Origin of the sequence: Pseudohongiella sp., from assembly GCF_011050365.1 — a bacterium.
In the GTDB taxonomy this organism is placed as follows: Bacteria; Pseudomonadota; Gammaproteobacteria; order Pseudomonadales; family Pseudohongiellaceae; genus Pseudohongiella.
On the sequence record NZ_DRFV01000017.1, the window covers coordinates 231,878 to 256,220 of the forward strand.

Below are 24,343 nucleotides of genomic sequence, written 5' to 3' on the forward strand. Positions count from 1 at the left end.
TCTCGGATATCGTTGTTAAAGAAATAAGCGCATTCCAATTTCGCAGCCGGGCGCTGATCAGCCCGCCAAGGATAAGGAAACTTATGACTAGCACAAACGGTAAAAAAACAATTCGTGAAGCCATCGCGGTTTTTTTTGATCCTCAGAGTATCAAAAGCGTCGTCAAAGACCTGCGTTCCGCCGGCATCAGTCCGGACCATATCGGACTGCTGGCAAGCGAAAATTCCGTGCGCGAGTCGCTGGGCGACTTTTATACCCAAACCAACAACACGCATGAACCAGGGCAGTCTCCTGTCACTGCGTTTGTGGGCAAGGACGACGCCAACCAACAGCAGGATTCGCTGGGGGGTAGCCTGTTTTTTGTCGGCACTACCGGCGCCATGGGCGCCGTCGTTGCCTCTTCCGCCATTTTCGGTGGCGCCTTGCTGGCGGCACTCAGCGGCGTTGTTGCGGTAGGCGCTATTGGTGCCATGGCAGGAAAAATAATTCAGCAAAATGATGCGGATTACCTGCAACAACAGGTTGATGAAGGACATATCCTGCTGTTTGTCAGAATCACTGATAACGTCAACGAGAAGCAAGTAATCGACCTGTTATCCCGCCACGGTGGCCATCATGCCAAAGTCCATAAACTGAAACAGCAGGATCCTGACGAATAGCAGAAAGCGCCGGCCGCCGGTAGACTTTGCCAGGCCATGATTGAAACCTTGCCGGGTGGCGGGTAGACTGATGGTAATGGTATGAGTGGTACCGGATGACCGGTATCAGCAGTTCACCGGCGCTTGAATCAATATTCCGAATCAAAAAAACAAGAGATCATGCCATGCTGCGCTCCGTCGATCTGAAAGACTATATGCTGGAGAAACCCATCACCATAGCGCCCGATGCGTCTCTTCACGAAGCCGTTGACCTGATCACCAGCAACAAGGTATCCGGGCTCTGTGTCACTCGCGAAGATGGCACGCTGTTGGGAATCCTGTCAGAACTTGACTGTCTGCGTGGCATACTGGCTGCTACGTACAGTCAGGGCACCGTAGGGCTGGTGAGCGAACACATGATTACCGAGAATATCAACTCAGCCCGTATCAGCGACGATATTATCAATGTCGCCAATGACATGCTTGCCAAGGGTCAGCGGCGCAGACCCGTGGTATCGGACAACAATCTGCTGGTCGGGCAAATCACCTGCCGACAAATTCTCGCCGGCATCAGACATTTGGGCGCAACACCCTGACCGGGACCATTGCGGCGCGTCAGCCAATCCTCACGGCCATAAAAAAACCGGGCAGTCCTTTTTGCCAGGGACATACCCGGTTCAAAATGAAGAAAACCACTGCTATCAATCGGTTTGAAACCTGACGACGCTAATCACTCACCTTCCACGAAGAGTCATTACCTTGTCACTCGGCGAAGCAGGACTGTCCCCCTTGCTGCCGATGGTGGGTACAATATCAGCTCAATATGTCAGATTGATGAAGCCGTGACCGTTTTTTTGCATAATTGAATTCGGCTCAGGTAGCGCGCGGCAACACCAGACGAACAGAGGCCTGCTCACCGATTTCGATATCAGCCCGCAGCCGTGAATCTGTCATCGACGCCTGCAACTGTGCGTATATCCATCTGCCCAGTTCGTCGCTGGGTGCCGTAATCAGTACGAAAGTATTGTGCTCTGCCGCCAGACGGGCAATATCATTGAGTTGTTGGGCAACTGACGGCTGTCTCGCGGCCAGTTCACCATTATTCAGAGTGTGCACGCTATGCGTCTGGGCACGCGCAGTAGCCAGCGTCTGCCTGGCATCAGCAATGGCTGGCAGCTCGTCGTTGACACTCTCGGCACGGCGCAGGAATGACTCCGCATTGTCAAACTGACCCTGTCTGGACGCGGTGTCTGCCAACTGCAAATATCGTAACGCGATGTCGCGCATGCCATCATGGGCGACTGCATTATCCGGCTCAAATGCCAATACCCGACTGAAATAGTGGTAGGCGCTGTCTTCAGGGGGCGTCATCAGCCGATCAGCGCGCAATGCACGCATGCCGTCGTACAGAATGTTGGCGATGTATCGTCGGTGGCGTTCAGCGTCTTCGCGCGCGGCTTCAGCCGCAGCCTGCTCCGTCACCACCACCGCCACATCGGGCGCCCGATCGGGCTCGGAGCCGGAATAGGTTACGCTTTCAGGCTGCGACATTTCGCAGCCTGTCAGTGCCAGCAACAGAGCCGCCATCACCGTCAGGCGAACGCCCGGATACAATTGCAACCATTGGGGCACGTACATGGGAATGGATACTCGCTACTGCTGACGAATGCGCGTTGAATATGGTCTGTAAACTACTTCAATAAACTATGTCACTAAACGACAGGAATCTCAACTGATCGCCGGGCGCCACCGCGGTAAAAGGCGGAATGATAGCCAACCCGTCGGCGCGGGAAACCGAGCTCAGGACGCCGGAACTCTGATCAGGCAGCACCTGTAATTCCCTGTCACCGGCACCGCCTTGCAGACATACACGCAAGTAAACCTGACGCGGCCCCGAGACAGGCAGTGCAAACCCGGAGCGTTCGACGCGCTCCGGCAGGCTGCTGTCAGTCGCGCCCATCATCGCCAACAGTGCCGGCCTGACCAGCAACAGAAAGGTGACAAACGCCGACACCGGGTTACCGGGCAGCCCGAACAGCAGCGAACCATCGATTTTGCCAAACGCAAACGGCTTCCCGGGTTTTAACGCCAGCTTCCAGATTGCCAGTTCTCCGCAGCGCTGCAGCGCCGAGCGCACATGATCTTCTTCGCCGGCAGACACACCACCGCTGGTAATAATGCAGTCAGCCTGCTGCGCCGCCTGACGCAATGCCGTTTCGGTCTCTGCCAGCGTGTCGGGAACCCTTCCGGCATCAATCAGCTCAATACCCAGGGCCCGCAACAAAGCAGCCAGCGTGTAAAAATTGCTGTTGTAGATCTGTCCCGGTCGCAACGGCTGTCCCGGCTCGACCAGTTCATCACCCGTCGTCATCAGCGCCACGCTTGGTCGTCTACCCACCTGCACTGTTGCGTGCCCCGTGGCTGCCAGCAGACCAATGTCCTGAGGGCGCAAACGATGGCCGGCCTGCAGCAAAGTGCTGCCCCGGGCGACGTCTGCGCCCTGCCGCCGGACATTTTCGCCGGACGCTACCGGCGATGTCACAACAACCTGGCCATCCTGCATGCGGCAGTTCTCCTGCATGACAACAGCGTCCGCACCCTCAGGCATGGGAGCGCCCGTGAAAATGCGGGCAGCAGTTGCCGGCACCAGCGCCTCAGGCGCTACGCCGGCGGGTATTCTCTGGCTGACGACAAGGGGAGCATCTGTACGCAATGACCGGCTGTCGACGGCATAGCCATCCATGGCACTGTTGTGCCAGGGCGGAACATCACAGGCGGCAACGATCTCCTCAAACAGCACCCGTCCACCGGCCTGCGCCAGCGCAACGGTTTCACTGACCAATCGCGGCCTCGCTTCGTCAAGCAACCGCGTCAGCGCCTGCTCAACCGGCATCAGTGAGCTGGCCGCCGACTCAGGCATCGCCGCGCGCCTTGTACCAGGATTTCACCAGGCGTTGCAGACTGCCGTGCCAGGGCCTTGGCTTAACGCCAAAGGTTTCGAATATTTTTTTGGTCGCCAGCGTCGCATTGGCAATCTGCGGGACTTCGGTGCGGCTGAGGTTTATGGTCAGATGATCCAGCAGTCGATACACGGCCTCATCGTGCTGGGCCGCGAACTTGACCAGTTGTTGGACAAACTCGCTTTCGCGCAGAGGTTCCAGAGCCGCATAGTGATAAATGCCCCACACATCTGCGTGGCAGTCGACCTGCTGGCATATCGCCAACAGGACTCTGGCCAGGTCTTCAATGGGGGTAGGCGCGAATTTGCGTCGGTAAACGGTGACACTGCCATCACCTTTCTTGAGCTCGTCCAGCCAGTGCCGCAACATCTCATCCTGATGACGACCGAACAGCCAACCGCCGCGAACGATAATATGCTGTTTTGTCGTCGCTACAATTGCCTGCTCTGCAGCCAGTGCGGTTTGCCCGTAGACGCCCTGGGGCTTGGGCAAATCCTGCTCGTTATAGGCCAGCTTTTTGTCGCCACCAAACACATATGCTGTTGACAGATGAATCAACGGAATATGCAGATGATCGCATACCTGCGCCACCAGCTCGGTTTGTTTGAGATTGATCAGCTCGCACTCTTCGGGATGGGTCTCGGCCTTCAACACCGCGTGCTGGCTGCCGGCAGCGAAAGCCGCCAGATTAATCACCTGATCAGGGGCTGCCTGGGTAATGATTCTGGCGACACTGAGCGGATCTTTCGGCAGAATAGCGCCAGCGTCCGGCGCTACCCAGCTGATCTGGCGCTCGTTGAGAAGTTTGCCTAGTTCAACACCGACACCACTGTCGGCTCCGATAATTAATAGCTTCACCTGCGGTGTGTGCTCCGGCCCGCCTGTCAGAACGGTATGTCGTCGTCAAAATTGTCAAAATCGGCCGGTCGCGAAGGATTGTTACCGGCAGGCTGCTGTCCCTGACCGCCGCGCGCTGCGCCGGCATTGCCGCCAGCAGAACTGCCCGAAGGACCACCACCGTAAGACGATTGCGGCTCCTGACGGCTGTTCTGGCCGAACTGGTCATCCTGATTGCCGCCTCCACCGCCGCCGCGCGAGTCCAGCATCTGCATTTCATTGGCAACGATTTCAGTGGCATAGCGGGTGATGCCATCCTGCTCCCAGCTTCGGGTCTGCAGCCGGCCTTCAATGTAGAGCTTGCTGCCCTTGCGCACATACTCGTTGACGATTTCTGCCAGTCGGTTGAAGAATACAATACGGTGCCATTCGGTCTTTTCCTGCGGCTGCCCCGTGTTCTTGTCTTTCCACGTGTCGCTGGTGGCCAGCGTCACATTGGTCACCGCACCACCGCTGGGCAAATAACGTGTCTCCGGATCCTTGCCTACATTACCTACCAATATCACTTTGTTTACGCCGCGACTTGCCACCTTGTGCTGTCCTCCCGTCCGGTTATGCTTAACTTGTTTTTAAAGCATAGCATGAATCCGGCGTTGTCGCCGACAACACGATAAAATGCCGACAAACTGTAATCGGCTTTGCGATATCAGCCAATATTGCCCATAATTGCCTGTTTTGTTGTTGCGCCAATGGCGCGGGGAAGTGCGGGAAAAACATGGACAAGATCACGATCCGGGGTGCCAGAACCCATAATTTGAAGAATGTGAATCTGACCATCCCTCGCAACAAACTGGTGGTCATTACCGGTTTGTCAGGGTCCGGCAAATCATCTCTGGCGTTCGACACGCTGTACGCCGAAGGTCAGCGTCGTTATGTCGAGTCCCTGTCGACCTATGCCCGCCAGTTTCTGTCAATGATGGACAAGCCCGACATTGACCACATCGAAGGCCTCTCGCCTGCCATTTCCATCGAGCAGAAGTCGACCTCGCACAACCCGCGCTCCACCGTCGGCACCATCACCGAAATCTACGATTACCTGCGCCTGCTGTTCGCCCGCGCCGGCGAACCTTTCTGTCCAACCCACCACAAGAAGCTGCAGGCCCAGACCGTCAGCCAGATGGTAGACCAGATCCTGGCGCTGCCGGAGGGCAGCAAGATCATGATTCTGGCGCCGGTGGTGCGCGACCGCAAAGGTGAGCACCTGCATGTGTTCAAGGAATTGCTCAGCGCCGGATTTATCCGCGCCCGCATCGACGGCACGGTCACCGAGCTGGACTACCCGCCGGAGCTGGAAAAAAACAAAAAACATCAGATCGAAGCCGTCATTGATCGCCTGAAAGTACGTCCGGATATTCAACAGCGGCTGGCAGAAAGCCTGGAGACCGCCCTGCAACTGACCGACGGCCTGGTCAGCGTAGCATTCATGGATGACGATGCTCCCCGCGATGAACTGACGTTTTCATCACGTTTCGCGTGCCCGGTGTGTGGCCACAGTATTGCCGAGCTGGAGCCGCGCATGTTCTCCTTCAACAACCCGGCAGGCGCCTGCACCAGCTGTGACGGCCTGGGCGTGAAGCAGTTCTTTGACGCCCAGCGCATCATGACCGATACCTCGCTATCGCTGGCCGAGGGCGCCATCCGCGGCTGGGACCGGCGCAATTTTTACTATTTCCAGATGCTCAGTTCACTGGCTGCGCATTACAAATTTGCGGTCGACACGCCGTTTGAAGAGCTCAGCAAGCGCCAACAGGACATCATTCTGCATGGCAGCAACGGTGAAGATGTCGATTTCCGTTTTATGAACGACCGCGGTGACAGCACAGTGCGGCGCCACGCCTTCGAAGGCATCCTGCCCAATATGGAGCGGCGTTATCGCGAAACCGAGTCACAAACCGTGCGTGACGAGCTGGCGCGTTATCTGAGCTCACATGCCTGTCCTGACTGCGAAGGTACGCGACTTTGCCGTGACGCCCGCCATGTTTACATAGAAGGCACCACCTTACCCGATATCACCAGCATGACCATCGTGCAGGCGTTCGACTATTTCCATTCGCTGACTTTGCAGGGTTCGCGTGCCACCATCGCTGACAAGATTCTGCGCGAACTGGAACAACGCCTGCAGTTCCTGATCGATGTCGGGCTGAACTATCTGACCCTGAGCCGCAGTGCCGACACCCTGTCTGGTGGTGAAGCACAACGCATCCGGCTGGCCAGCCAGATCGGCGCCGGCCTGGTCGGGGTAATGTATATCCTGGATGAACCGTCCATTGGCCTGCATCAGCGCGATAACGACAGACTGCTGTCCACGCTCTTCCATCTGCGGGATATTGGCAATACCGTTATCGTGGTGGAACACGATGAAGACGCCATTCGCAGCGCCGACCATGTCATTGATATCGGTCCCGGCGCCGGCGTGCATGGCGGGCAGATAGTGGCACAAGGACAGGTCGCCGACATTATCGCAGCCGAAGATTCATTGACCGGTCAGTACCTGTCCGGTAAGCGCCGCATCGAAATACCGGAACAACGCAACAGGCCCGATGCTAAAAAAATGCTGCTATTGAAGAACGCCAGCGGCAACAATTTACAGAATGTAGATCTCAAAATACCACTGGGACTGTTCACCTGCGTTACCGGGGTTTCCGGTTCTGGCAAGTCAACCCTGATCAACAACACGCTTTACCCGGTGGCGGCAACCCGTCTCAACGGCGCCACCACACTGGAACCAGCCCCGTTTGAGAGTGTCGAGGGCCTGGAGTTGCTGGACAAGGTAGTCGATATCGATCAAAGCCCGATCGGGCGCACGCCACGCTCCAACCCGGCAACCTACACCGGTATTTTCACGCCGGTGCGCGAACTGTTTGCCGGCACCCAGGAAGCGCGCACCCGGGGCTACAATCCCGGCCGCTTCAGTTTTAACGTCAAGGGCGGCCGCTGCGAAGCCTGCCAGGGCGACGGTATGGTGAAGGTGGAAATGCACTTTCTGCCGGACGTTTATGTATCCTGTGATATCTGTCACGGCAAACGTTATAACCGCGAAACCCTGGAAGTGAAATACAAAGGCAAAAACATCAGCGAAGTGTTGGGCATGACGATTGAGGATGCACGGGAATTTTTTGATCCGGTACCCGCCATTGCGCGCAAATTGCAGACCCTGATGGAAGTCGGCCTGTCGTATATCTGTCTGGGACAGGCGGCAACCACACTGTCAGGCGGTGAAGCGCAGCGGGTGAAACTGGCAAAAGAACTGTCCAAGCGCGACACTGGCCAGACCTTGTATATCCTTGATGAACCCACTACCGGTCTGCACTTCGAAGACATCCGGCAACTGCTGGCGGTGCTGCACAAGTTGCGTGATCAGGGTAATACCATTGTGGTCATCGAACACAACCTGGATGTCATCAAGACTGCTGACTGGATCGTCGATCTGGGTCCGGAAGGTGGCAATGGCGGCGGCCAGATTGTTGCCGAAGGCACGCCCGAAAAAGTGGCGCGCTCAACAGTGTCCCATACCGGCCACTATCTCGCGCGCCTGTTCTCTCAGTTTGCGACTGACGCTGCCAGCTCCAGCAAGTAAGCGCGGATACCTTCGGCTTCCGCCGGCCCGATATCGGCAGCGAAGCCGGGCATACCGCGGCTGGACAGACTGCCTTCAAGTACGATGCTGGCAAAACCTTCTTCGCTCAGCATCATCGGGGTGTAACGAAGGTCCGGCAGCGGGCCCGAGCTCATGGCGAAGGTGCCGTGACACACCGAACAGTAGGCACCGTACATGATGGCGCCATAGTCGGCATCACCATCGCTCTGGGCACCGGACACATCCAGTGGTTCGAGCGGCGTTGTCGCTACTATCGGACTTTGCATGTCGGCACCCAGCTTGAATGCCATCAGACGGCCATTGCGCTCACGCGGATAATTGCCTGACAGCAGGCCCATGGTCAGCGGAATAGCGCCGCCCTGTCCTGCCAGCGCCAGCACATATTGCTCGCCATCCAGCTCGTAGGTAACCGGTCCACCCAGAATCGCGTCGCCAACCTCGGTCGACCACAAACGTTCACCGGTGTCAGTGGTATAGGCATGGAAAACTCCGTCGGCCGAACCCTGAAACACCAGACCACCGCCGGTCGATAACAGACCGCTGTTGCCATATACCGGATAGTTCACGCGCCAGACTTCACGCTGCTCCACGGGATCCCATGCCAGCAGTGCCGACGGTGACATTTCCAGCACGCGATTGGCTTCTTCCGGGTTTACTGCGGGTCCGGGCGCAGCATCCTGCCCCAAGTTCCAGCCTACTGATTGCTCAACGAACTCAGCCGGATTGGAGTAGACGTAGGACGTGTTCTGGGTCGGGATGTAGACCAGTCCGGTGTCGGCATCAAAAGACATCGGGTACCAGTTATGGCCACCCAATGGACCCGGAATGACGACCGCGGGGTCACGCTGATAACGCACAACTTCGGCCTCAATGGGACGACCGGTGACGGCATCAAGACCACTGGCCCAGTTGATTTCAACGTAGTTTTCACCGGAAATGAACTCCCCGGTGGCCCGATCAATCACATAAAAGAAGCCATTCTTCGGCGCCTGCATGATGACCTCACGCAGTTCGCCATCGATTTCCAGGTCAGCCAGAATCATGTGCTGGGTCGCTGTGTAGTCCCAGGACTCCGCCGGCGTGGTCTGGAAATGCCAGACATATTCACCGGTATCCGGCCGCAGAGCCACGATGGAAGACAGGAACAGGTTGTCACCCTCACCATTGGAGCGGATCTCATGATTCCAGGGACTGCCGTTACCCACACCGACATAGAGCAGGTCCAGATCCGGATCGTAAGCCATGGAGTCCCATGCCGTGCCGCCACCACCAATCTGCCACCACTCCCCGGCCCAGGTTTCTGCTGCCATCTCCATGGCCTCATTTTCAAAACCATCCGCCGGGTTACCTGGCACAGTATAGAAGCGCCAGACCATGTCACCGGTTTCGGCATCATAGGCTGACACGTAGCCGCGTACACCGAGCTCGCCACCACCATTGCCGATGATGACCTTGCCATCCACAATGCGCGGCGCACCGGTAATGGTATAGCGCTGCTCAGGGTCCGCCGTCACAACAGACCAGACCACATCACCGGTGGCCCGGTTCAGCGCGATCAGGCGGCCATCAAGCGCCCCCAGATAAACCTTGTCGCCCCAGGCCGCCAGGCCCCGGTTGACCACATCACAGCAGGCATTGGCCGCGTACTCGCGCGGCACCTCCGGATCATAACGCCAGATTTCTTCGCCGGTGCGGGCATCCACGGCAAAAGCCTTGCTCCACGCCGAAGTCAGATACACCACGCCATCTATAACCAGCGGTGTTGCCTCCTGGCCGCGGTCGGTATCCAGTTCAAAATCCCAGGCCAGGCCCAAATCTGCCACGGTGTCGCGGTTGATCTGGTTCAGCGGACTGTTGCGATCTTCGGCATAGGTCCGGCCATGCGTCAGCCAGTCACTGTTATTGTTTGCAGCGCCGTTAATGCGCGCCGCATCCACGGGCTGAATCGGGCTTCGCGCCTCACTGGCTGTCGCCATCTGGCCGGCGCTTGCCGGATTTGTGGTGCCGGACACGGCTGTGTCCTGCTCCGGCGAGCATGCTGCCAGGATGCCGGCGACGAGCAGACCTGATAGTGAGCGATAGAAGGCAAGTCGGCGATGAGCGGGTACGCTGGCCGGAGTCTGAATATGCATAAACCTTATTCCTGTTCTTCTGTTTGTTATGGCAGTTTAGGATGCTGACATGAGCATAAACAGCCTGCCACTCAAGCGCAAGCATGGATGAACGCCCGTTCGGCAGCCTTTATCCTGGTGCCACTTGGTTAACGCAGATTTATTGCGCCACGGCCTGAATCCGGACATTCAGGGTAACCTCGGTTTCGCCTGGCTCGGCATTTGGCGGCGCCATTTCACGGCTCCCCGTATCAGCCATGGACCGCATCATCACCGGTGCCGAGTAATCGGAGGAGGTATCCACATCCAGCACTGCGATATCGAAACGTGATTTGCCCAGCGCTCTGGTCGCGCGCTCGGCTTTTTCCGTGGCTCGTGCTATCGCCGACTCCATCAGCGAGTCCCGAACCTCGTCAGCGCGCTCTGTGCTCAACTGGTAGGACAACTGGTTCATGACAAAACCCATAGCCTGCAACTCGCCCGCCAGTGCCAGCAGCGCCTGTGCGTCCTTAGCCTCCAGGGTCAGGCTTTGTGAGCCCCGCCACAGAGTCTCCGCACGTCCGCCCTGAGGCTGTCGATCATATTGATAAACATTATAGTAACCGGTACTCTGACTGACCTCGTTTGCCTCACGTGCCTGCTCCAGGCCGCGGGCCATGACGCTGTTGATCCGGTTCTGCACTACCGAAGCATTACTGTCTTCGGCTTCGATACGCAAACTGGCGATAACCAGATCCTGTTCAACGTTCATACGTTCGGTCACCGACAGCGTTATCAGTGTCTGACCCTCTGGCAACAGCGTCTGCTGTGCGTGCACAGATGTGCAGGCGCCGGCCATCATGCCGACGAGCAGTACAACAAAAATTGTGACAACGCCGGAAAATTTCTCATTTGTCATTTGTGATTACCCCTGAAGCTGGATTAGAGTGACGCTATGAGCATACCAGAACCCAGCATAAGTTATGTTAACGAGAGCGCAATTCTGCTGCGCTTCGCTGAACATGATCACTCTAATACCGAAGCGCAGCCAGACCCGGCCTTGCAACTTCGTATCTGCCAACTGGCACAGGCCTTGCGCAGCCACCCGGACCGCGCTGCCATGCTGCAGGAAGTTGTACCCGGACCTGGCAATCTGCTGCTGGTCATGCATCGTGGCGTTATCACTGAGCAGGTTTTGCAGCACGCTGAATCACTGTGGCTGGAAGACGGTCAGATCCGCGACGAATCAGCATTGATTGAGATCCCGGTCAGCTATGGTGGCAAAAACGGTCCTGACCTGACACAACTGTCGCGACATACCGGGCTCGACGTGAACGAGATTATCCAGCGTCACAGCGCACCCGAATACCTGGTGCAATGCCTGGGCTTTATGGCCGGCTTTGCCTATCTGGGCGGCCTGGATACGACACTCGCCATACCACGTAAAAAAACACCGGCGACCAGTATCCCTGCTGGCGCCGTCGCTATCGGCGACCACTACACGGGCATTTACCCGTCGGCCACACCGGGCGGCTGGCATATCATTGGCCACACCCCAAGCAAGCTGTTTGATCCGCAAGGTAACCCACCCTGTCTACTGAAACCCGGTGACCGGGTTCGGTTTGTGCCTGTGGAGACCCGGTCATGATTGAAGTGCTACGGGCCTCCCCCCTGTTAACCGTTCAGGACACCGGACGATCCGGTTTGCGTCACCTGGGTGTGCCGTTGACCGGCATGATGGACACCCCTGCGCTGATGGCGGCCAACCTGCTACTGGGCAACCCGATCGATGCAGCCGGGCTGGAGGTGAGCTTTGGCCCGACCTGGCTCAAGGCGCATCAGGACATTCAGATTGTATTGATGGGCACCGATATGCGGGCACGACTGATGACGCCTGATGGTAAGCACAGCATTCAGGACTACCTGGCACCCGGTTTTATTCATGATATTCCCGCCGGCCACCGCATACACTGTCAGGCGGCGGCAGACCCGGGTCAGCGAAGCTGCCTGGCCGTCGCCGGGGGCATTGATGTGCCATTGGTCATGGGGTCAAGAAGCACCGACCTGAATAACGCTTTCGGCGGTTATCAGGGACGGACTCTGCGCGCCGGAGATATATTGCCGGTAGCGATTTCATCGCGGCAATCCAATAAAGGCGCCAAATCGCACGGCATCAGACAGGCCCGGGCAAACATGACACTGCGCACCGTCACGGGGCCCGAATACGGGGCCTTCACAGACCGCAGTCAGTCCGCCTTCTGGCACACAGAGTGGCAGGTGACACCACTGAGCAATCGAATGGGACTGCGCCTCAACGGCGAGCGCCTCAGGTTGCAACAGCCCGGCGACCGGCAATCAAGCGGCGTCATGCCCGGCGTGATACAGATTCCGCCTGACGGACAGCCCATCATCCTGGGCAATGACGGCCAAACCACCGGCGGTTACCCTCAGTTAGGCAGTGTTGTCGCTGCCGACCTTTGGCAACTTGCCTATTTGTCGCCCGGCACGGTAATCAATTTTTTGCAGATTTCCATTGATGATGCGTTGGCACTGTCGGCGACGCAGTCGCTGAAACTGAAACAGCTAGAGCTGTGGCTTGGCTGGTCACAGTCATAGCGGCTGCACGCCCGCAACACGGAGCCGGCATGGCAACAGGATTGCACATAGACCTGAATGCAGACCTGGGCGAAGGTGGTGCCCTGGATGCTGAGCTGCTGGCCCTGGTTTCATCGGCTAACATCAGTTGTGGAGCGCACGCTGGCGATGAGTCCGACATTCGTGTCGCTCTGCAGCTGGCCAAAAAAAACGGCGTCTGTATTGGGGCACACCCGTCCTATCCCGACCGGGCCAATATGGGTCGCGTGGCAATGAAAATGTCAGCAGACCAACTGCAACAGTCTCTGCTGGAGCAGTTGACCTACCTGCAAAACCTGGCCCACGACGCCGCTGCAACTGTGCATTTTGTCAAACCCCATGGTGCTCTTTATAACCAGGCCGCCCGGGACCTGACCCTGGCCAGACAAGTTGCCCGCGCCGTAAAGTCGTTCGATGCCTCACTGACACTGGTCGGCCTGGCGGGTAGCCAACTGCTTCGCGCCGGTCACGAAGCCGGCATAAAAACCTGTGCCGAAGCTTTTGTTGATCGTGCCTACCAGGCCGACGGCAGTCTGTTGCCACGTTCGTGCGACGGCGCTGTTATTGAGGATACGGAAGTGGCCATGCAGCAGGCCATGAGCATCATCACTGAGCAGCGCGTGCAAACCCATGATGGCAAAATGATACCGATTGTGGCGGATACGCTTTGCGTTCATGGCGACACCCCACAGGCGTTGGCTTTCGCCCAGGCGTTGCATTTATGCCTGGGTGATACCGGCATCCTTATCCGTGCCTGCCATTGACCTGAGACCTGCTGCAGATAGCAGACTGACCCGGACTCAGGGCTGGCTGCGGAGTTCCAGTGTATAAAGACCAGCGCCCTGCGGCTCGGCAACTACGTCCAGCAGCTCGATCACCGAATCCGCTGTTTGTGACTGGACGGTCAGTTCCGCCCGGGTGTGGAAGCTGCCATCGAGTGTCACTGTTGACTGCAGTGCAACATGCAGCGGTGTATCCCTTTGCTGGGCAAGCAAATCGCCATTGTCCAGCTGCACAATAATGCTGTCATCACTGTCGCGACGAAAGCTGAACGGCAAGGTTTGCAGGGTCAGGTTCAGCGCATCAGACAGAATCCCGGCGTTGCTCCACAGACCTTGTCCGTGAAGCGCCGTCAGACTGCCGGCCTGCCATGTCAATGTCGTCAGCAGTCCGGAGATCTCGCCACCCAGACGCAGGTCCGCAGATCGCAGAAAATACGCTGCCGGCAAATCAAAGGTCACATCACGCAAGGTCAGATCACCACCAGCCGTCACACACGCGGTGCCCGCCACAGTGCCCTGCGGCGCTGCTGGCAACCCGCTGTCGACAAAGGTGAGCTCAACACAGGGGGACAGGCGCAGCAATGACAGTGGCCTGACCCGCCAGGCCAGGCGCCCCTGGACCAGCACCTGCCCACTCTCCGCCAGCGCTGCCTGCGCCGCGACGCCGGACCAGACAGTGCCGGTAATGCCCTGCAACACCAGAGGTGCATTGGCGGGCAACAATCTGGTCATGACGGCCGCAGGCGCCAGCACCACGATCCATATCAGGGTAAATGCCAGTAACAGCAGCAATGCTTTGGTTTTTGTCCGCCTGGCCATGACTCAGTTTCCGCGCAGTCGCAAGCTGACGGTGACATTGCCCGGCGTTTGCACCGGCGACAGGGTTAATGCATCAATGCTCATGACACCGCTGCTTTCAACGTCAGACAGCCAGGCCAGTACTGTCGCCATGCTGACGTCATTGAGCCGGACCGCGACCGATGAATTGTCTGCTGACGGCTCCAGCGATGCGATGCGAAGCCCCAGCGCTGACGCCGACTCATCCAGCGACTGTGCCAGATTGCCACCGGTGCCACTGTTACCTGACGCCGCGCTCGCGCGCGCACTGGCGAGTTCCTGTGCCAACACCCGCACGGACAGCAAAGACTGTTCGGCATTGGCGACACGCTGCGCCGACAGCGCCCGCGCCTGCGACATCGGTTGCCACAACAGCAGCCACACCAGATATGTCAGCACCACACTCAGTCCGGCAAGCAGTATCAATTGTTCTCTGGGGGTTTTCAGCTGCAACCAGGCTCTTACTTTCATGGCATTGTCTCCGTGATAATCAGACTCGCCTGTTGCCGGTTGCCTGACTGCGTCATATTCTGTGCCCGGGCCTGCAAACCACCGTTGTTGAGCTGTTCACTGAATTGCAGAATAGCAGTATTACTGGTGGCCTCGACGCTGAGTTGCAGCTCGCTGCGGGCCGTTGCAGAGCTGCTGCCGTTATAACTCAGGCGGTTTATGCTGACCTGTGAATTCTGTGCCAAATGCGGTGTAATCCGGTCCAGCAGGGCCAGTACACTGCCACCCGCAGAGTCGCCGCGTAACTGCCCCAGTTGTGCCCGCAACTGCTGTTCGGCGTCGACCAGCACACCTGCAGGCACAATCTCCCGGTACACCGATTCAATATCCTGCTGCAGAGATCGGAAGCGTTGATTATTGAGCTGGGTTTCCAGTAACGTCACCGATACAAAGGTCAATACCGCCAGGCCGGCAGCGTAAAGTGGTAAGCGCATCGGGCGCCAGATCTTCTGCCAACGCACGGGCCGGGCAAATCCTCCCTGACGCAGGTCCGGGATGGCCGGCGACACCTTGTCGACGCGGCCGTCCGAGCGAGAGTGACAAATGCCATCCCACTCCCCCGACAGCAGCATGGTCACTACCTCCGGCTGCCAGGACTGCACCAGCACACTGGCCAATACCTGTGCCTTCATGGCCTCCAGCTCATCGCTTGTCAGCGCCTCTAGTTGCAGAGACTGTGGTGGGGTGGCTCCTGCGGCCGCTGGTGCATGCAACACAGAGTCCAGTAGCACGCCCAGCATCGACAAATCGACACTGGCAGCAGCGCCCGTCCCCCAGCATATATCCACCTGATTGCCAGACAGTCGCAAAATCCAGCAGCTGGCTGTGGCCGGCAGCAACAACGGCTCCGCGTAGCAATGTCTGACATCAAAACCGGCCGTTTCCAGCTCTGTAATCCGGCTATGCAGCTCGCGCCTGTCGATATACGAGACCACGACTTCCGATGCTATTTCGTCGGTTGCCGCGTTGTCAGCCGTGTGCGACTGGCGCTGGCTGTGTTTGCCTGGCATGGGCGAGCCCTGGGCAATATGCAGCCCGGCTATTTCTTGCGCCAGGTCGGCCTCCAGTTCATAGGGAATAAGACGGGTCAGATGCCTTTTTTCTTCAGGCCTGAACGCCAGACGCCGACTGGGGCAGTCAGCGCCCGCAATCAGCAGCGTCAGCGTCGCCTCGGGCCAGCGGTCCGCCATCACTGACAACGTGCTGCTGCCCTGCTCACCCGACTCGCACTCATACCAACGGTAGCAGGCATGCTCTGTGTCGCCGCTGATCTGTCTGACCCATAAATCAGTCATTGTGTGTTCCCGTTTAACTATAAAGCGAAATTTCTGGATAAGGTACGAACACCGTTTTCATCACGAAACAGCAGTGCCTCCATGAATCGGGTGTGCTCGCCAATGGTCGCACTGGCGTAAACGATAAAGTACTCGCTGGCGACGCCATAGGGTCGGTTTTGCCTTTCTTCATCATGACTCTGGCTTTCGTTGAGCGCGATTTTGTCGCCTATACCCTGTAGCACCGGCACCGTCGCCAGCTCAGCAGTTTCGCCAAAAAACGCCTGCGCCCGGTACTGTGCCAGTGCCAATACCGAGTCCGCCGGAAGCGGTTCAAGATCCTGGCTCGCGTTGATCGCGCCCAGCACTTGCGGCGGTGCCGAATTGATATTGAGCGCCGTAGGCACAGGCAACGCGGTGACCAGAGGCATTATTCTCAGCAACAGCTCCGCGCTCATATGCCGCACCAATGCCAGCTCGCTGATGTCGGAGACAAACTGATTGGCGGCATTCAGAGCTCGCGACTCCGCGCTGTAATACAACGACTCGGCACCGCCCGGTCCCGCAGGCTGATCATCCTCATCCACCCAGTCTATAACGGCTTCCGTAATCTCAATGGCCTCCGCCTCACTCAACGGGTATTCGGCGAAGCTCTGCAACAGGCGGATAAACTGCTTTTGTTGCTCGCTGAAGCGCTGTGCGGGTGGCATCGACAGATCATCCTGATAGGCACTTTTAACAGACAGGTTATTGATATTGTAAAGTCCCTGCGCATCGACTAACTGAACCTCCAGCCAACCATCGTCGGTCGGAAATGGCGGCAGCTGCGTGGCCCAGGCTTCCTGCAGGTGGTCGAGCTGCGAGTCCATGCCGTCCGTTGCCAGCACCTGGGCCGCCAGGGTTTCCGCGCCCTGCAGGTAGGCGTGGAAGCGCGCCTGCAACAGTCCATTTTCGGTACGATTGGCTTGCAACAGGAAGGCCTGGCCAAACTGCACCGCCAACACCGCCACCAGCCCGGCAATCAGCAGCGCAAGCACCAGCGCGCTGCCGCGATTGTGCGCAGGCTGACCCAGCCTGCTTTCATGCGCCACTGTCATGGTGCCCCCGCCAATAAAAATATCCGGCTGATGTTGCCGAGCGCGCGACTTTGCAATTGCACTTCCACCGCCGCAGGTAACCGTGTCATCAGTTCATCGTTTGCCTGTCTGTCATCGCCCGGCGCGGCTGTGCTCACGCTGTCGTTTAAAACCGGGGGCCATTCACGCGACCAGGCATCCTCACCCGGCAGCGCCCCGACAGGAAGAAATCGAAAACTCAATGCCTCGACATTCTGCAACAGGCGCAGACTCCCTGCGGGCGTCTCAGTCAGGCTCTGATTGCGCTCCGGCCAGTAATCCCGATACAGATTGCCGTCAACAACCCGGTAAGCTACGCGCTGCAATTCGGAACGTCTTTGTTGCAAAGGGTTGCTCCAGCCTGCCCGCACAAACCACAACTGTGCACCCGGTCGCTGCAGTGTGGATGGTAAAAACATACCGCCGCCAGCAAGACTCAACATGGCAGGACGACCACGAGGCTGGAGATCCGTGACCGCCAATGCATCCACGCCGGTGGCAGGCTTTGCTGCAGGCCGCGTGCTGGCCTGTTGCAGATCCGCCGCCATTAATAACCATACTCGCTCAAGATCATTGAGCTGCTGCAGGACATCCGAGCCCTGCTCCGACACCGCCATCGCAGTGTCCAGAAAACGGTATGACATGGCACCTATCAGTGCCGTCAGGGCCATCGCAATCAACAACTCAATCAGGGTGAAACCACGCTGGCCGCAGAAAGCAGTCATCTCAGAGCGCTCCACTGACAGCGCCCGTGCGGGCATAGACCGTCATCTCGACAATGGCATCACGCTGCCTTTGTCGAGCCGTCACATCGGGATAAACACGCAGCGTCTGCCGCACCATGCCCGGTACCGGTGTCGTTTCTGTCGACAACAGCCAGGGCCATTCCCGTTCTGCCAGCAGACGTTCGCCCTGCAACTCACCGGAGGCATTGCCCGCAGACTGCAGCCGATGAATGGCCAACTGATCCTGCGCCACCCAGGACGCCAGCGTCTTGTCTCGCAGAACCCCGGTACTGCTCAACTGAGTGCCCAATTGAAACATCAGTGCGGGCAACGCCACCGCGACCACAAACAATGCCACCATGACTTCAATCAGGGTAAAACCCTGTGCCTGTATCTGTGCCGGCAACCGGCGGCTCATGGCTGCCTCCACTCGATCTCTCCGGTGCTGGCATTGGTCAGGGTCACGGCCTGTTCACCCCGGGCCAATAACCAGTGAAAAGCGGTGCTCTCGCCAGTGGGATAAAACACCAGTGCCGGCATGCCTGGGCTTGCTGCCAGTACCTGTGCATCAATCAGTTCGCCTTCTATGCTCAATTCACTGCTGAGCGCCGACGGCAATGGCAAGTCGCGCAATCCGGCCTGGCCGGAAACCTGCTGCCACATCGCCTGACGATTGCGGACCGATCCGCCGGTGACGCGTCCGTAACGCAGCCAGGTGACCGCAATACCTTCATCTTGCGCTGCCGATGACGAGGCAAATCCCATTGCCATTGGCTCACCGCTCAACACCGCCTGCGATGAGGCGGCTGCCATCAGCACCATCAGCTCATCTGCGACCGACTCTACCGATCCTTCACCATCCGCGCCAAAAACCGAAGACAGGAAACCCGTGGACAGGGTGACTACGCTGACAATAAGCCCCATGATGGTCATCACCACCAGCATCTCGATCAGACTGAAACCTTGCGCCTTACCCTGCACCGCGGTCTTACTCCATGTCCTGCCAGTTGCCATAGTCGGCATTCTGGCCCTCACCGCCACGCGTGCCATCAGCGCCGTAGGTGAAAATGTCGTAATCGCCATTCTGGCCCGGGCTCAGGTAGAGATAGGGATTGCCCCAGGGATCAACCGGCAGCGACTCCAGATAACCATCGCTTTTCCAGTTCGCCGGCACTGGCGCCAGCGTCGGGCGCTCAACCAGCGCATTTAACCCCTGCTCACTACTCGGGTATGAATAATTATCCAACCGGTACATACGCAGCGCAGTTTCAATGGCACTGAAATCGGCAAACACTTTTTGTACCCTGGCTTCGTCGGCGCGGCCCAGCACATTGGGCGCGATGATACTGATCAGCAACCCCATGATGACCAGCACTACCAGAATCTCGATCAGACTGAAGCCGCGCTGACTGACTGTTGCCGGTCTTGTTTGTCGTTGCATTTGCATAATCCCCACTTCCTCGTTAACAATTTTGGGCGTTGCCGCCGGTTCAGATCAGAGTATTGATATTAAAAATCGGCAACAACACCGCCAGCATTATCAGGGTCACCAGCCCGCCCATCAGGACAATGGTCAACGGCTCCAGCAAAGCCATGGTGGTACCCAGGCGCATCTGCAATTCACGCTCCTGGTTGTTGGCGGCGTAGGCCAGTTGTTTGGCCAATGTGCCATTGGCTTCGCCGTTGGCGGCCATCTGCACCAGCAATGGCGGAAACACGTCGGCCTGCTGCATACTTTTACTGAAGCTGCCCCCTTCCTGCACGCGCACTGCCAGTTGTTCAGTGGCGTTACGCATCACCTCGTTGTCCAGCACCTGCGCGGCGATGCGCACCGATTCAAGCAGGGGCACACCACTGCTGAGCAGAATGGCCAGCGTCGAGGCAAACCGGGCACTGTCCATCTGCCGGAGCATGTCGCTGAGCAACGGCACATGCAGCAGGAACTGATGCCAGCGCATGCGGGCGCCGGCATCGCGCAGGCGCCAGCGAAAACCGATCACTGCGGCAATCATCACCACCAACAACAACAGCGCCCAACCCGATGCCATAAAGTCACTGACCACTATCAGGGCCTGCGTCAATCCCGGCAATTCCCGGTTGGAGCTGGCAAACATGCTAACCAGTCTGGGCACCACAAACGTCATCAGCAAGCTGACAACCAGCACACTGACACCCAGCAACGCCAATGGGTAAATAAGTGCCATTTGTAACTTCTGCCGCGACTGCTGACCGGTCTCGGTATACTCAGCCAGACGTTCCATGACTTCACCCAGATAACCGGCCGATTCCCCGGCGCGTACCATGGCACAATACATGCGGTCGAAGGCGGCCGGATGTTCGCTCATCGCTTGCGCCAGCGTGTGGCCTTCCAGCACCCGCGAACGCACCTGCGACAACAGCGTTTTTACCCGGATATTGCGGCTCTGGCGCGCGCTGATCTGCAGCGCTTCGTCCAATGGCAGCCCCGACTGGATCAGTGAGGCCAGTTGCCGGCTGACCAGTGACAATTCGGCCACCGACAGACGCCGCTGACGCCTGAGCAGACTCGCCAGCCCTGCTGCCGAGGCAGGCGCCTTGCCGGAGCTGATCGTCAGAGGTTTGAGTTTCTGCGCGCGCAATTGCGCACGCACCTGGCGCTCGCCGTCGCCCTCAATGACACCGCTGACCTGCTTGCCCTCGGCATTCAGCGCCTGGTAGGTAAATGACGGCATGATTATCGGGCCTCCGCCATTGAATGACGCGAACCAGTCGCTACGACCATGTCGTCACCCGCAACACTTCTTCCAGACTGGTTTCACCCGCGAGCACGCGCTGCCGCCCGTGTTCGTCAATGGCCGGGCTGGTGGCGCGCAGATGCGCCAGCATGGTCTGTTCGCCGGCGCCATCATGGATGAGCCGGCGCAGCGCTTCATCGACTTCGATCAATTCATAAATACCGGTTCGACCCTTGTAACCGCTTTGGTTGCAGGCATCACAACCGTGGGCGCGATACACCACCGAGCCTTCGGGCAAGCCGAAGCGTTGCTGTTCACTGAGATCTGCCGCAACGGGCTGGCGACACTGTTGGCACAGGCAGCGCACCAGGCGCTGCGCCAGAATCACTTCGATACTGGACGACAACAGAAACGGCTCAATGCCCATGTCCTGTAGTCGCGTCACTGCACCGATGGCGGTATTGGTATGCAGTGTCGACAACACCAGGTGGCCGGTCAGCGACGCCTGCACCGCTATCGCTGCGGTTTCCTGATCACGGATCTCGCCCACCATCACCACATCAGGATCCTGTCGCAGGATGGCGCGCAGGCCGCGCGCAAACGTCATCTCCACCTTGGTATTGACCTGTGTCTGGCCGATACCGGGCAACAGGTATTCCACCGGATCCTCGATGGTGAGGATATTGCGCTGGCGATTGTTGATATGATGCAGACCCGCATACAGGGTTGTGGTTTTGCCCGAGCCGGTGGGCCCGGTCACCAGAATAATGCCGTGCGGCTTCTGCAGAGCACGACTGAATGCCTGATAGACCTGCGCCGGCATCGCCAGTTGTTCCAGATCCAGTTGCCCGGCCGCCTGATCCAGCAAACGCAGCACGATGCGCTCGCCAAACGACGAGGGTATGGTTGACACCCGGATGTCCACCGCATGCCCGGCCAGACGCACACTGATACGACCGTCCTGCGGCAGGCGTTTCTCGGCAATATCCAGCCGCGCCATCACTTTAAGACGTGACACCAGCACCGGGCCCAGCTCCGCCTTGGGCGCCAGTACATCCCTGAGCACACCGTCAACACGAAAGCGCACTGACACTCTGTGTTCAAACGGCTCAATATGAATATCGGACGCCTTTTCACGAACAGCCTGCGACAGCACGGCATTGATCAGCCTAATCACCGGCGCGTTGTCAGCGCCCGACATCAGATCACTGTTTTTGGGAATCTCGTCGACCAATGCACCCAGATCAAAATCATCCCCCAGCTCGTCAGCGGCGCGCTGGGCGGCGTCGGCACCACTCTGGTACAGCCGGGTCAAGCGTTGCTGGAACGTCTCTGCATCCAGGCTGACCGGTGCAAATGCGCGACCCAGTACCCGGCGCAGTTCCATCAACACCGGCACCGTCAATCCGGGCCGATGATAGACTACACCTTCGTCGACGATGACACCGTGGGCATCCGCGAAGTCGTAAGGCAACATGGCAAAGCCATTGTCCGGCGCCGTCTGCTCGCTCACGGCGCGTCCCCGGCGTTTGTGTCGGTCGCTGTTCCGGTTGTTCCTGCTGCCGACGATGCCGCGCCAGGAGACACGCTTTCCCACGGCGGCAACACCGGCAGCTCGCCGGCGTCAAACAGGAAGCCGTGTAATGGCGTTTGCTGCAATTGCTGATCCCGTATCAGCTGGTATTTTTCAGCGGTCGCGCCTCGAAGGGCATCATCGGTGCGCAAAATCGTCGGGCGGATGAACACCAGCAAATTGGTCTTCTGCACCGAACTGTTGCGTGAGCGGAACAGTTGTCCAATGCCGGGTATGCTGCCCAACAGCGGAACGCGGGTTTCGTTCTGCACCACGTTGTCGCGTATCAATCCGCCCAGTACCACCGTTTCACCATCTGCCACCGTGACCCGGGTTTCAATCTTGCGCTCATTGGTGATCAGGTCGACTGCGCCCGCTTTTGGCGAAATACTGGAAATCTCCTGACTGATATCAAGCGCGACCCGATCACCGCGATTGACATGAGGGGTGACCTTCAAGGTTGTGCCCACATTCTGTCGATTGATGGTCTGAAACGGATTTTCCACTCCGCCACTGCCGCCTGGCGTGGTAAATGACCCGGTCAGAAACGGCACACTTTCGCCAACCGTGATCACCGCTTCGGTATTGTCCGTGGTCAATATGTTTGGTGTCGACAGAATATTGGCACCGGAGTTGGCCTGCAGCAGATCAATCAGCGCCAGCAAGTCGGTGCTGCCGCCCAGACGACCCAGGCCAATAGTCTGTCCGGCCGCACCGGCCAATCCAGCAGCGATGCCGGTTAACGCTGCCGTGCGATCTTCGTTCAGCGCACCATCAACCACCAGACCCAACTGTTGCAGATTGTTACCGGCATCAAAGCTGCTGGCAAAAGCACCGCTTTCATCACGGAACAGCCACTGAATCCCCAGGTTCTGCCCCACGTCATCATTGATCTCGACAATGACCGCTTCTACCAGCACCTGCGCACGCTGAATATCCAGACGTTGCACGATATCAAGCAGCGAATCGATGATGTCCAGACCCGCAGTGATAATGAGGGCATTGTTGTCCGGATCCGCCTCAATGGTCGCACGCCGGCCCGTCTGATTTTCCGCGCTGTCTCCCTCAGCCAGCCCGAACATGTTGCGTACAACCGAGCTCAGGACTTCGGCAATGCGGGCGGCGTCGGCGTATTCAAGATACACCACACGCGTATTACCGCTTTGTTCGCGCGGTTGATCAAGCAGTCTTACCAGGCCGCGAATATTATCGCGCTGACGTTGGCCACCGGTGATCAGTACGGAATTCGTGCGTACATCAGCACTGATCTGCAATCGTGTGCCCACCGGTTCCTGATCGGCCACCTGCGGATCCTCGTTCATTTCCCGCAACAATGCGACGATCGTGCCAGCTTCAGCAAACTCCAGGCGGATTACTTCAGTTTCAGGTATGGAGGTCTGGTCGATACGTTCAAGAATCTGTCTTATACGTTCAATATTGGCCACGGTGTCAACCAGCACTATCATGTTGCCGTTCGGGTACGCCGACATCTGGCCGTTGCTCTGCGATACCAGAGGGCGCAACACCGGCAGCACTTCGGCCACCGAGACATTGTCGAGCTGGATGGCTTCGGTGACATAACGATTGCTATCGGTCGCATCGTAATTGGAAAACGGCAGCGGCGCTGAACGCGCTTCCTGCGTCGGCAGAATGCTGACCATATTGTCGCTGGACTCCACTGCAGTAAAACCATTAATGTCCAGTGCGCGCAGGAAGATACTGTAGTAACCCTGTGCATCGACGGGCTGACTGCTCATCACGGTGATCTGCCCGCGCACACGTGGGTCGATAATCATGGTTTTACCGGTGACATCCTGTACCGCGCGAATAACTTCGAGAATGTCGCTTTCGCGGAAGTTCGGCGTCCAGCTTTGCTCCTGCGCCAGGGCACCGGTGGTCAGCGCAAACGCCATCACAACACCGACCAGAAAGCGGTATAAAGCCGAACTTGAAAAGGATTGCTTGCTCATCATGGCCTGCTGTTTCATCTAAAGGG

The 24,343-nt window shown here is 58.1% G+C and carries 23 protein-coding genes; 6 read left to right on the plus strand and 17 right to left on the minus strand.

Going from position 1 to position 24,343, the window contains the following annotated elements; translation table 11 throughout:
- Nucleotides 1-83: 83 nt before the first annotated feature.
- Both ENH71_RS15670 and ENH71_RS15675 read left to right on the plus strand, forming a co-directional pair.
- Nucleotides 84-659, plus strand: a complete 576-nt coding sequence (locus ENH71_RS15670; protein WP_294135420.1) for a general stress protein — start codon at nt 84-86, stop codon at nt 657-659.
- 164 nt (nt 660-823) lie between these two features.
- Nucleotides 824-1,234, plus strand: a complete 411-nt coding sequence (locus tag ENH71_RS15675) for a CBS domain-containing protein (protein ID WP_294135418.1) — start codon at nt 824-826, stop codon at nt 1,232-1,234.
- A 277-nt stretch (nt 1,235-1,511) separates the two neighbouring features.
- Here ENH71_RS15675 and ENH71_RS15680 read toward each other — a convergent pair whose 3' ends face one another.
- The 4 genes from ENH71_RS15680 to ENH71_RS15695 are packed head-to-tail and all read right to left on the minus strand — an operon-like array spanning nt 1,512 to nt 5,025.
- Nucleotides 1,512-2,276 carry a hypothetical protein gene (locus ENH71_RS15680; RefSeq protein ID WP_294135416.1) on the minus strand — a complete coding sequence of 255 codons (765 nt, stop codon included), beginning with the start codon at nt 2,274-2,276 and terminating at the stop codon, nt 1,512-1,514.
- 58 nt (nt 2,277-2,334) lie between these two features.
- The gene (locus ENH71_RS15685; RefSeq protein WP_294135414.1) at nt 2,335-3,558 is read right to left on the minus strand and encodes a molybdopterin molybdotransferase MoeA; all 1,224 of its coding nucleotides are present in this window, start codon (nt 3,556-3,558) and stop codon (nt 2,335-2,337) included.
- Nucleotides 3,551-4,456 (minus strand): SDR family oxidoreductase, encoded by a 906-nt coding sequence (locus tag ENH71_RS15690; RefSeq protein ID WP_294135412.1) that lies wholly within the window; start codon nt 4,454-4,456, stop codon nt 3,551-3,553. Before ENH71_RS15690 ends, ENH71_RS15685 begins: the two co-directional genes overlap by 8 nt.
- Nucleotides 4,457-4,482: 26 nt before the next feature.
- Entirely contained in the window at nt 4,483-5,025 is a 543-nt protein-coding gene (locus ENH71_RS15695) for a single-stranded DNA-binding protein (RefSeq protein WP_294135410.1), read from the minus strand.
- Nucleotides 5,026-5,210: 185 nt separating this feature from the next.
- On the opposite strand from ENH71_RS15695, the gene uvrA reads away from it, so the two are divergent.
- Nucleotides 5,211-8,072, plus strand: a complete 2,862-nt coding sequence (gene uvrA, locus ENH71_RS15700) for an excinuclease ABC subunit UvrA (RefSeq protein ID WP_294135408.1) — start codon at nt 5,211-5,213, stop codon at nt 8,070-8,072.
- Here the strand turns inward: uvrA and ENH71_RS15705 are convergent.
- Both ENH71_RS15705 and ENH71_RS15710 read right to left on the minus strand, forming a co-directional pair.
- Nucleotides 8,036-10,225, minus strand: coding sequence for a PQQ-dependent dehydrogenase, methanol/ethanol family (locus tag ENH71_RS15705; RefSeq protein WP_294135406.1), 2,190 nt, complete (start codon nt 10,223-10,225; stop codon nt 8,036-8,038). The genes uvrA and ENH71_RS15705 overlap by 37 nt on opposite strands.
- Nucleotides 10,226-10,364: 139 nt before the next feature.
- Nucleotides 10,365-11,102, minus strand: coding sequence for an SIMPL domain-containing protein (locus ENH71_RS15710; RefSeq protein WP_294135402.1), 738 nt, complete (start codon nt 11,100-11,102; stop codon nt 10,365-10,367).
- 36 nt (nt 11,103-11,138) lie between these two features.
- Here ENH71_RS15710 and pxpB point away from each other — a divergent pair, with 36 nt between their 5' ends.
- The 3 genes from pxpB to pxpA are packed head-to-tail and all read left to right on the plus strand — an operon-like array spanning nt 11,139 to nt 13,581.
- Nucleotides 11,139-11,831: a 5-oxoprolinase subunit PxpB gene (pxpB, locus tag ENH71_RS15715; protein WP_294135400.1), complete on the plus strand. Its 693-nt coding sequence runs from the start codon at nt 11,139-11,141 to the stop codon at nt 11,829-11,831.
- A complete protein-coding gene (locus tag ENH71_RS15720) occupies nt 11,828-12,799 on the plus strand; it encodes a 5-oxoprolinase subunit C family protein (RefSeq protein WP_294135398.1) in 972 nt (323 codons plus the stop codon). Before pxpB ends, ENH71_RS15720 begins: the two co-directional genes overlap by 4 nt.
- A gap of 29 nt (nt 12,800-12,828) precedes the next feature.
- Nucleotides 12,829-13,581: a 5-oxoprolinase subunit PxpA gene (gene pxpA, locus ENH71_RS15725; RefSeq protein ID WP_317622406.1), complete on the plus strand. Its 753-nt coding sequence runs from the start codon at nt 12,829-12,831 to the stop codon at nt 13,579-13,581.
- Between the two features lie 36 nt (nt 13,582-13,617).
- Here the strand turns inward: pxpA and gspN are convergent, their stop codons facing one another.
- From gspN to gspD, 11 genes are read right to left on the minus strand one after another with little or no spacing between them, the layout of a single operon-like run.
- Nucleotides 13,618-14,418, minus strand: a complete 801-nt coding sequence (gene gspN, locus ENH71_RS15730; RefSeq protein ID WP_294135395.1) for a type II secretion system protein N — start codon at nt 14,416-14,418, stop codon at nt 13,618-13,620.
- A 3-nt stretch (nt 14,419-14,421) separates the two neighbouring features.
- A complete protein-coding gene (locus ENH71_RS15735) occupies nt 14,422-14,907 on the minus strand; it encodes a type II secretion system protein M (protein WP_294135393.1) in 486 nt (161 codons plus the stop codon).
- Nucleotides 14,904-16,241, minus strand: a complete 1,338-nt coding sequence (gene gspL, locus ENH71_RS15740) for a type II secretion system protein GspL (protein ID WP_294135391.1) — start codon at nt 16,239-16,241, stop codon at nt 14,904-14,906. Before gspL ends, ENH71_RS15735 begins: the two co-directional genes overlap by 4 nt.
- A 17-nt stretch (nt 16,242-16,258) precedes the next feature.
- Complete coding sequence (gspK, locus tag ENH71_RS15745) at nt 16,259-17,317, minus strand: type II secretion system minor pseudopilin GspK (RefSeq protein WP_294135389.1); 1,059 nt, start codon at nt 17,315-17,317, stop codon at nt 16,259-16,261.
- Nucleotides 17,314-18,060 (minus strand): type II secretion system minor pseudopilin GspJ, encoded by a 747-nt coding sequence (gspJ, locus tag ENH71_RS15750; protein ID WP_294135387.1) that lies wholly within the window; start codon nt 18,058-18,060, stop codon nt 17,314-17,316. Before gspJ ends, gspK begins: the two co-directional genes overlap by 4 nt.
- 1 nt (nt 18,061) lies before the next feature.
- A complete protein-coding gene (gspI, locus tag ENH71_RS15755) occupies nt 18,062-18,478 on the minus strand; it encodes a type II secretion system minor pseudopilin GspI (RefSeq protein WP_294135386.1) in 417 nt (138 codons plus the stop codon).
- Nucleotides 18,475-19,074: a GspH/FimT family pseudopilin gene (locus ENH71_RS15760; RefSeq protein ID WP_294135385.1), complete on the minus strand. Its 600-nt coding sequence runs from the start codon at nt 19,072-19,074 to the stop codon at nt 18,475-18,477. Before ENH71_RS15760 ends, gspI begins: the two co-directional genes overlap by 4 nt.
- Nucleotides 19,049-19,501 carry a type II secretion system major pseudopilin GspG gene (gene gspG, locus ENH71_RS15765; protein WP_294135383.1) on the minus strand — a complete coding sequence of 151 codons (453 nt, stop codon included), beginning with the start codon at nt 19,499-19,501 and terminating at the stop codon, nt 19,049-19,051. The genes ENH71_RS15760 and gspG overlap by 26 nt, the downstream gene beginning before the upstream one ends.
- 49 nt (nt 19,502-19,550) lie before the next feature.
- Nucleotides 19,551-20,771: a type II secretion system inner membrane protein GspF gene (gspF, locus tag ENH71_RS15770; protein ID WP_294135381.1), complete on the minus strand. Its 1,221-nt coding sequence runs from the start codon at nt 20,769-20,771 to the stop codon at nt 19,551-19,553.
- Between the two features lie 40 nt (nt 20,772-20,811).
- Nucleotides 20,812-22,251 carry a type II secretion system ATPase GspE gene (gene gspE / locus ENH71_RS15775; protein WP_294135458.1) on the minus strand — a complete coding sequence of 480 codons (1,440 nt, stop codon included), beginning with the start codon at nt 22,249-22,251 and terminating at the stop codon, nt 20,812-20,814.
- Nucleotides 22,252-22,283: 32 nt separating this feature from the next.
- The gene (gene gspD / locus ENH71_RS15780; protein WP_294135380.1) at nt 22,284-24,335 is read right to left on the minus strand and encodes a type II secretion system secretin GspD; all 2,052 of its coding nucleotides are present in this window, start codon (nt 24,333-24,335) and stop codon (nt 22,284-22,286) included.
- Between the last annotated feature and the right edge of the window lie 8 nt (nt 24,336-24,343).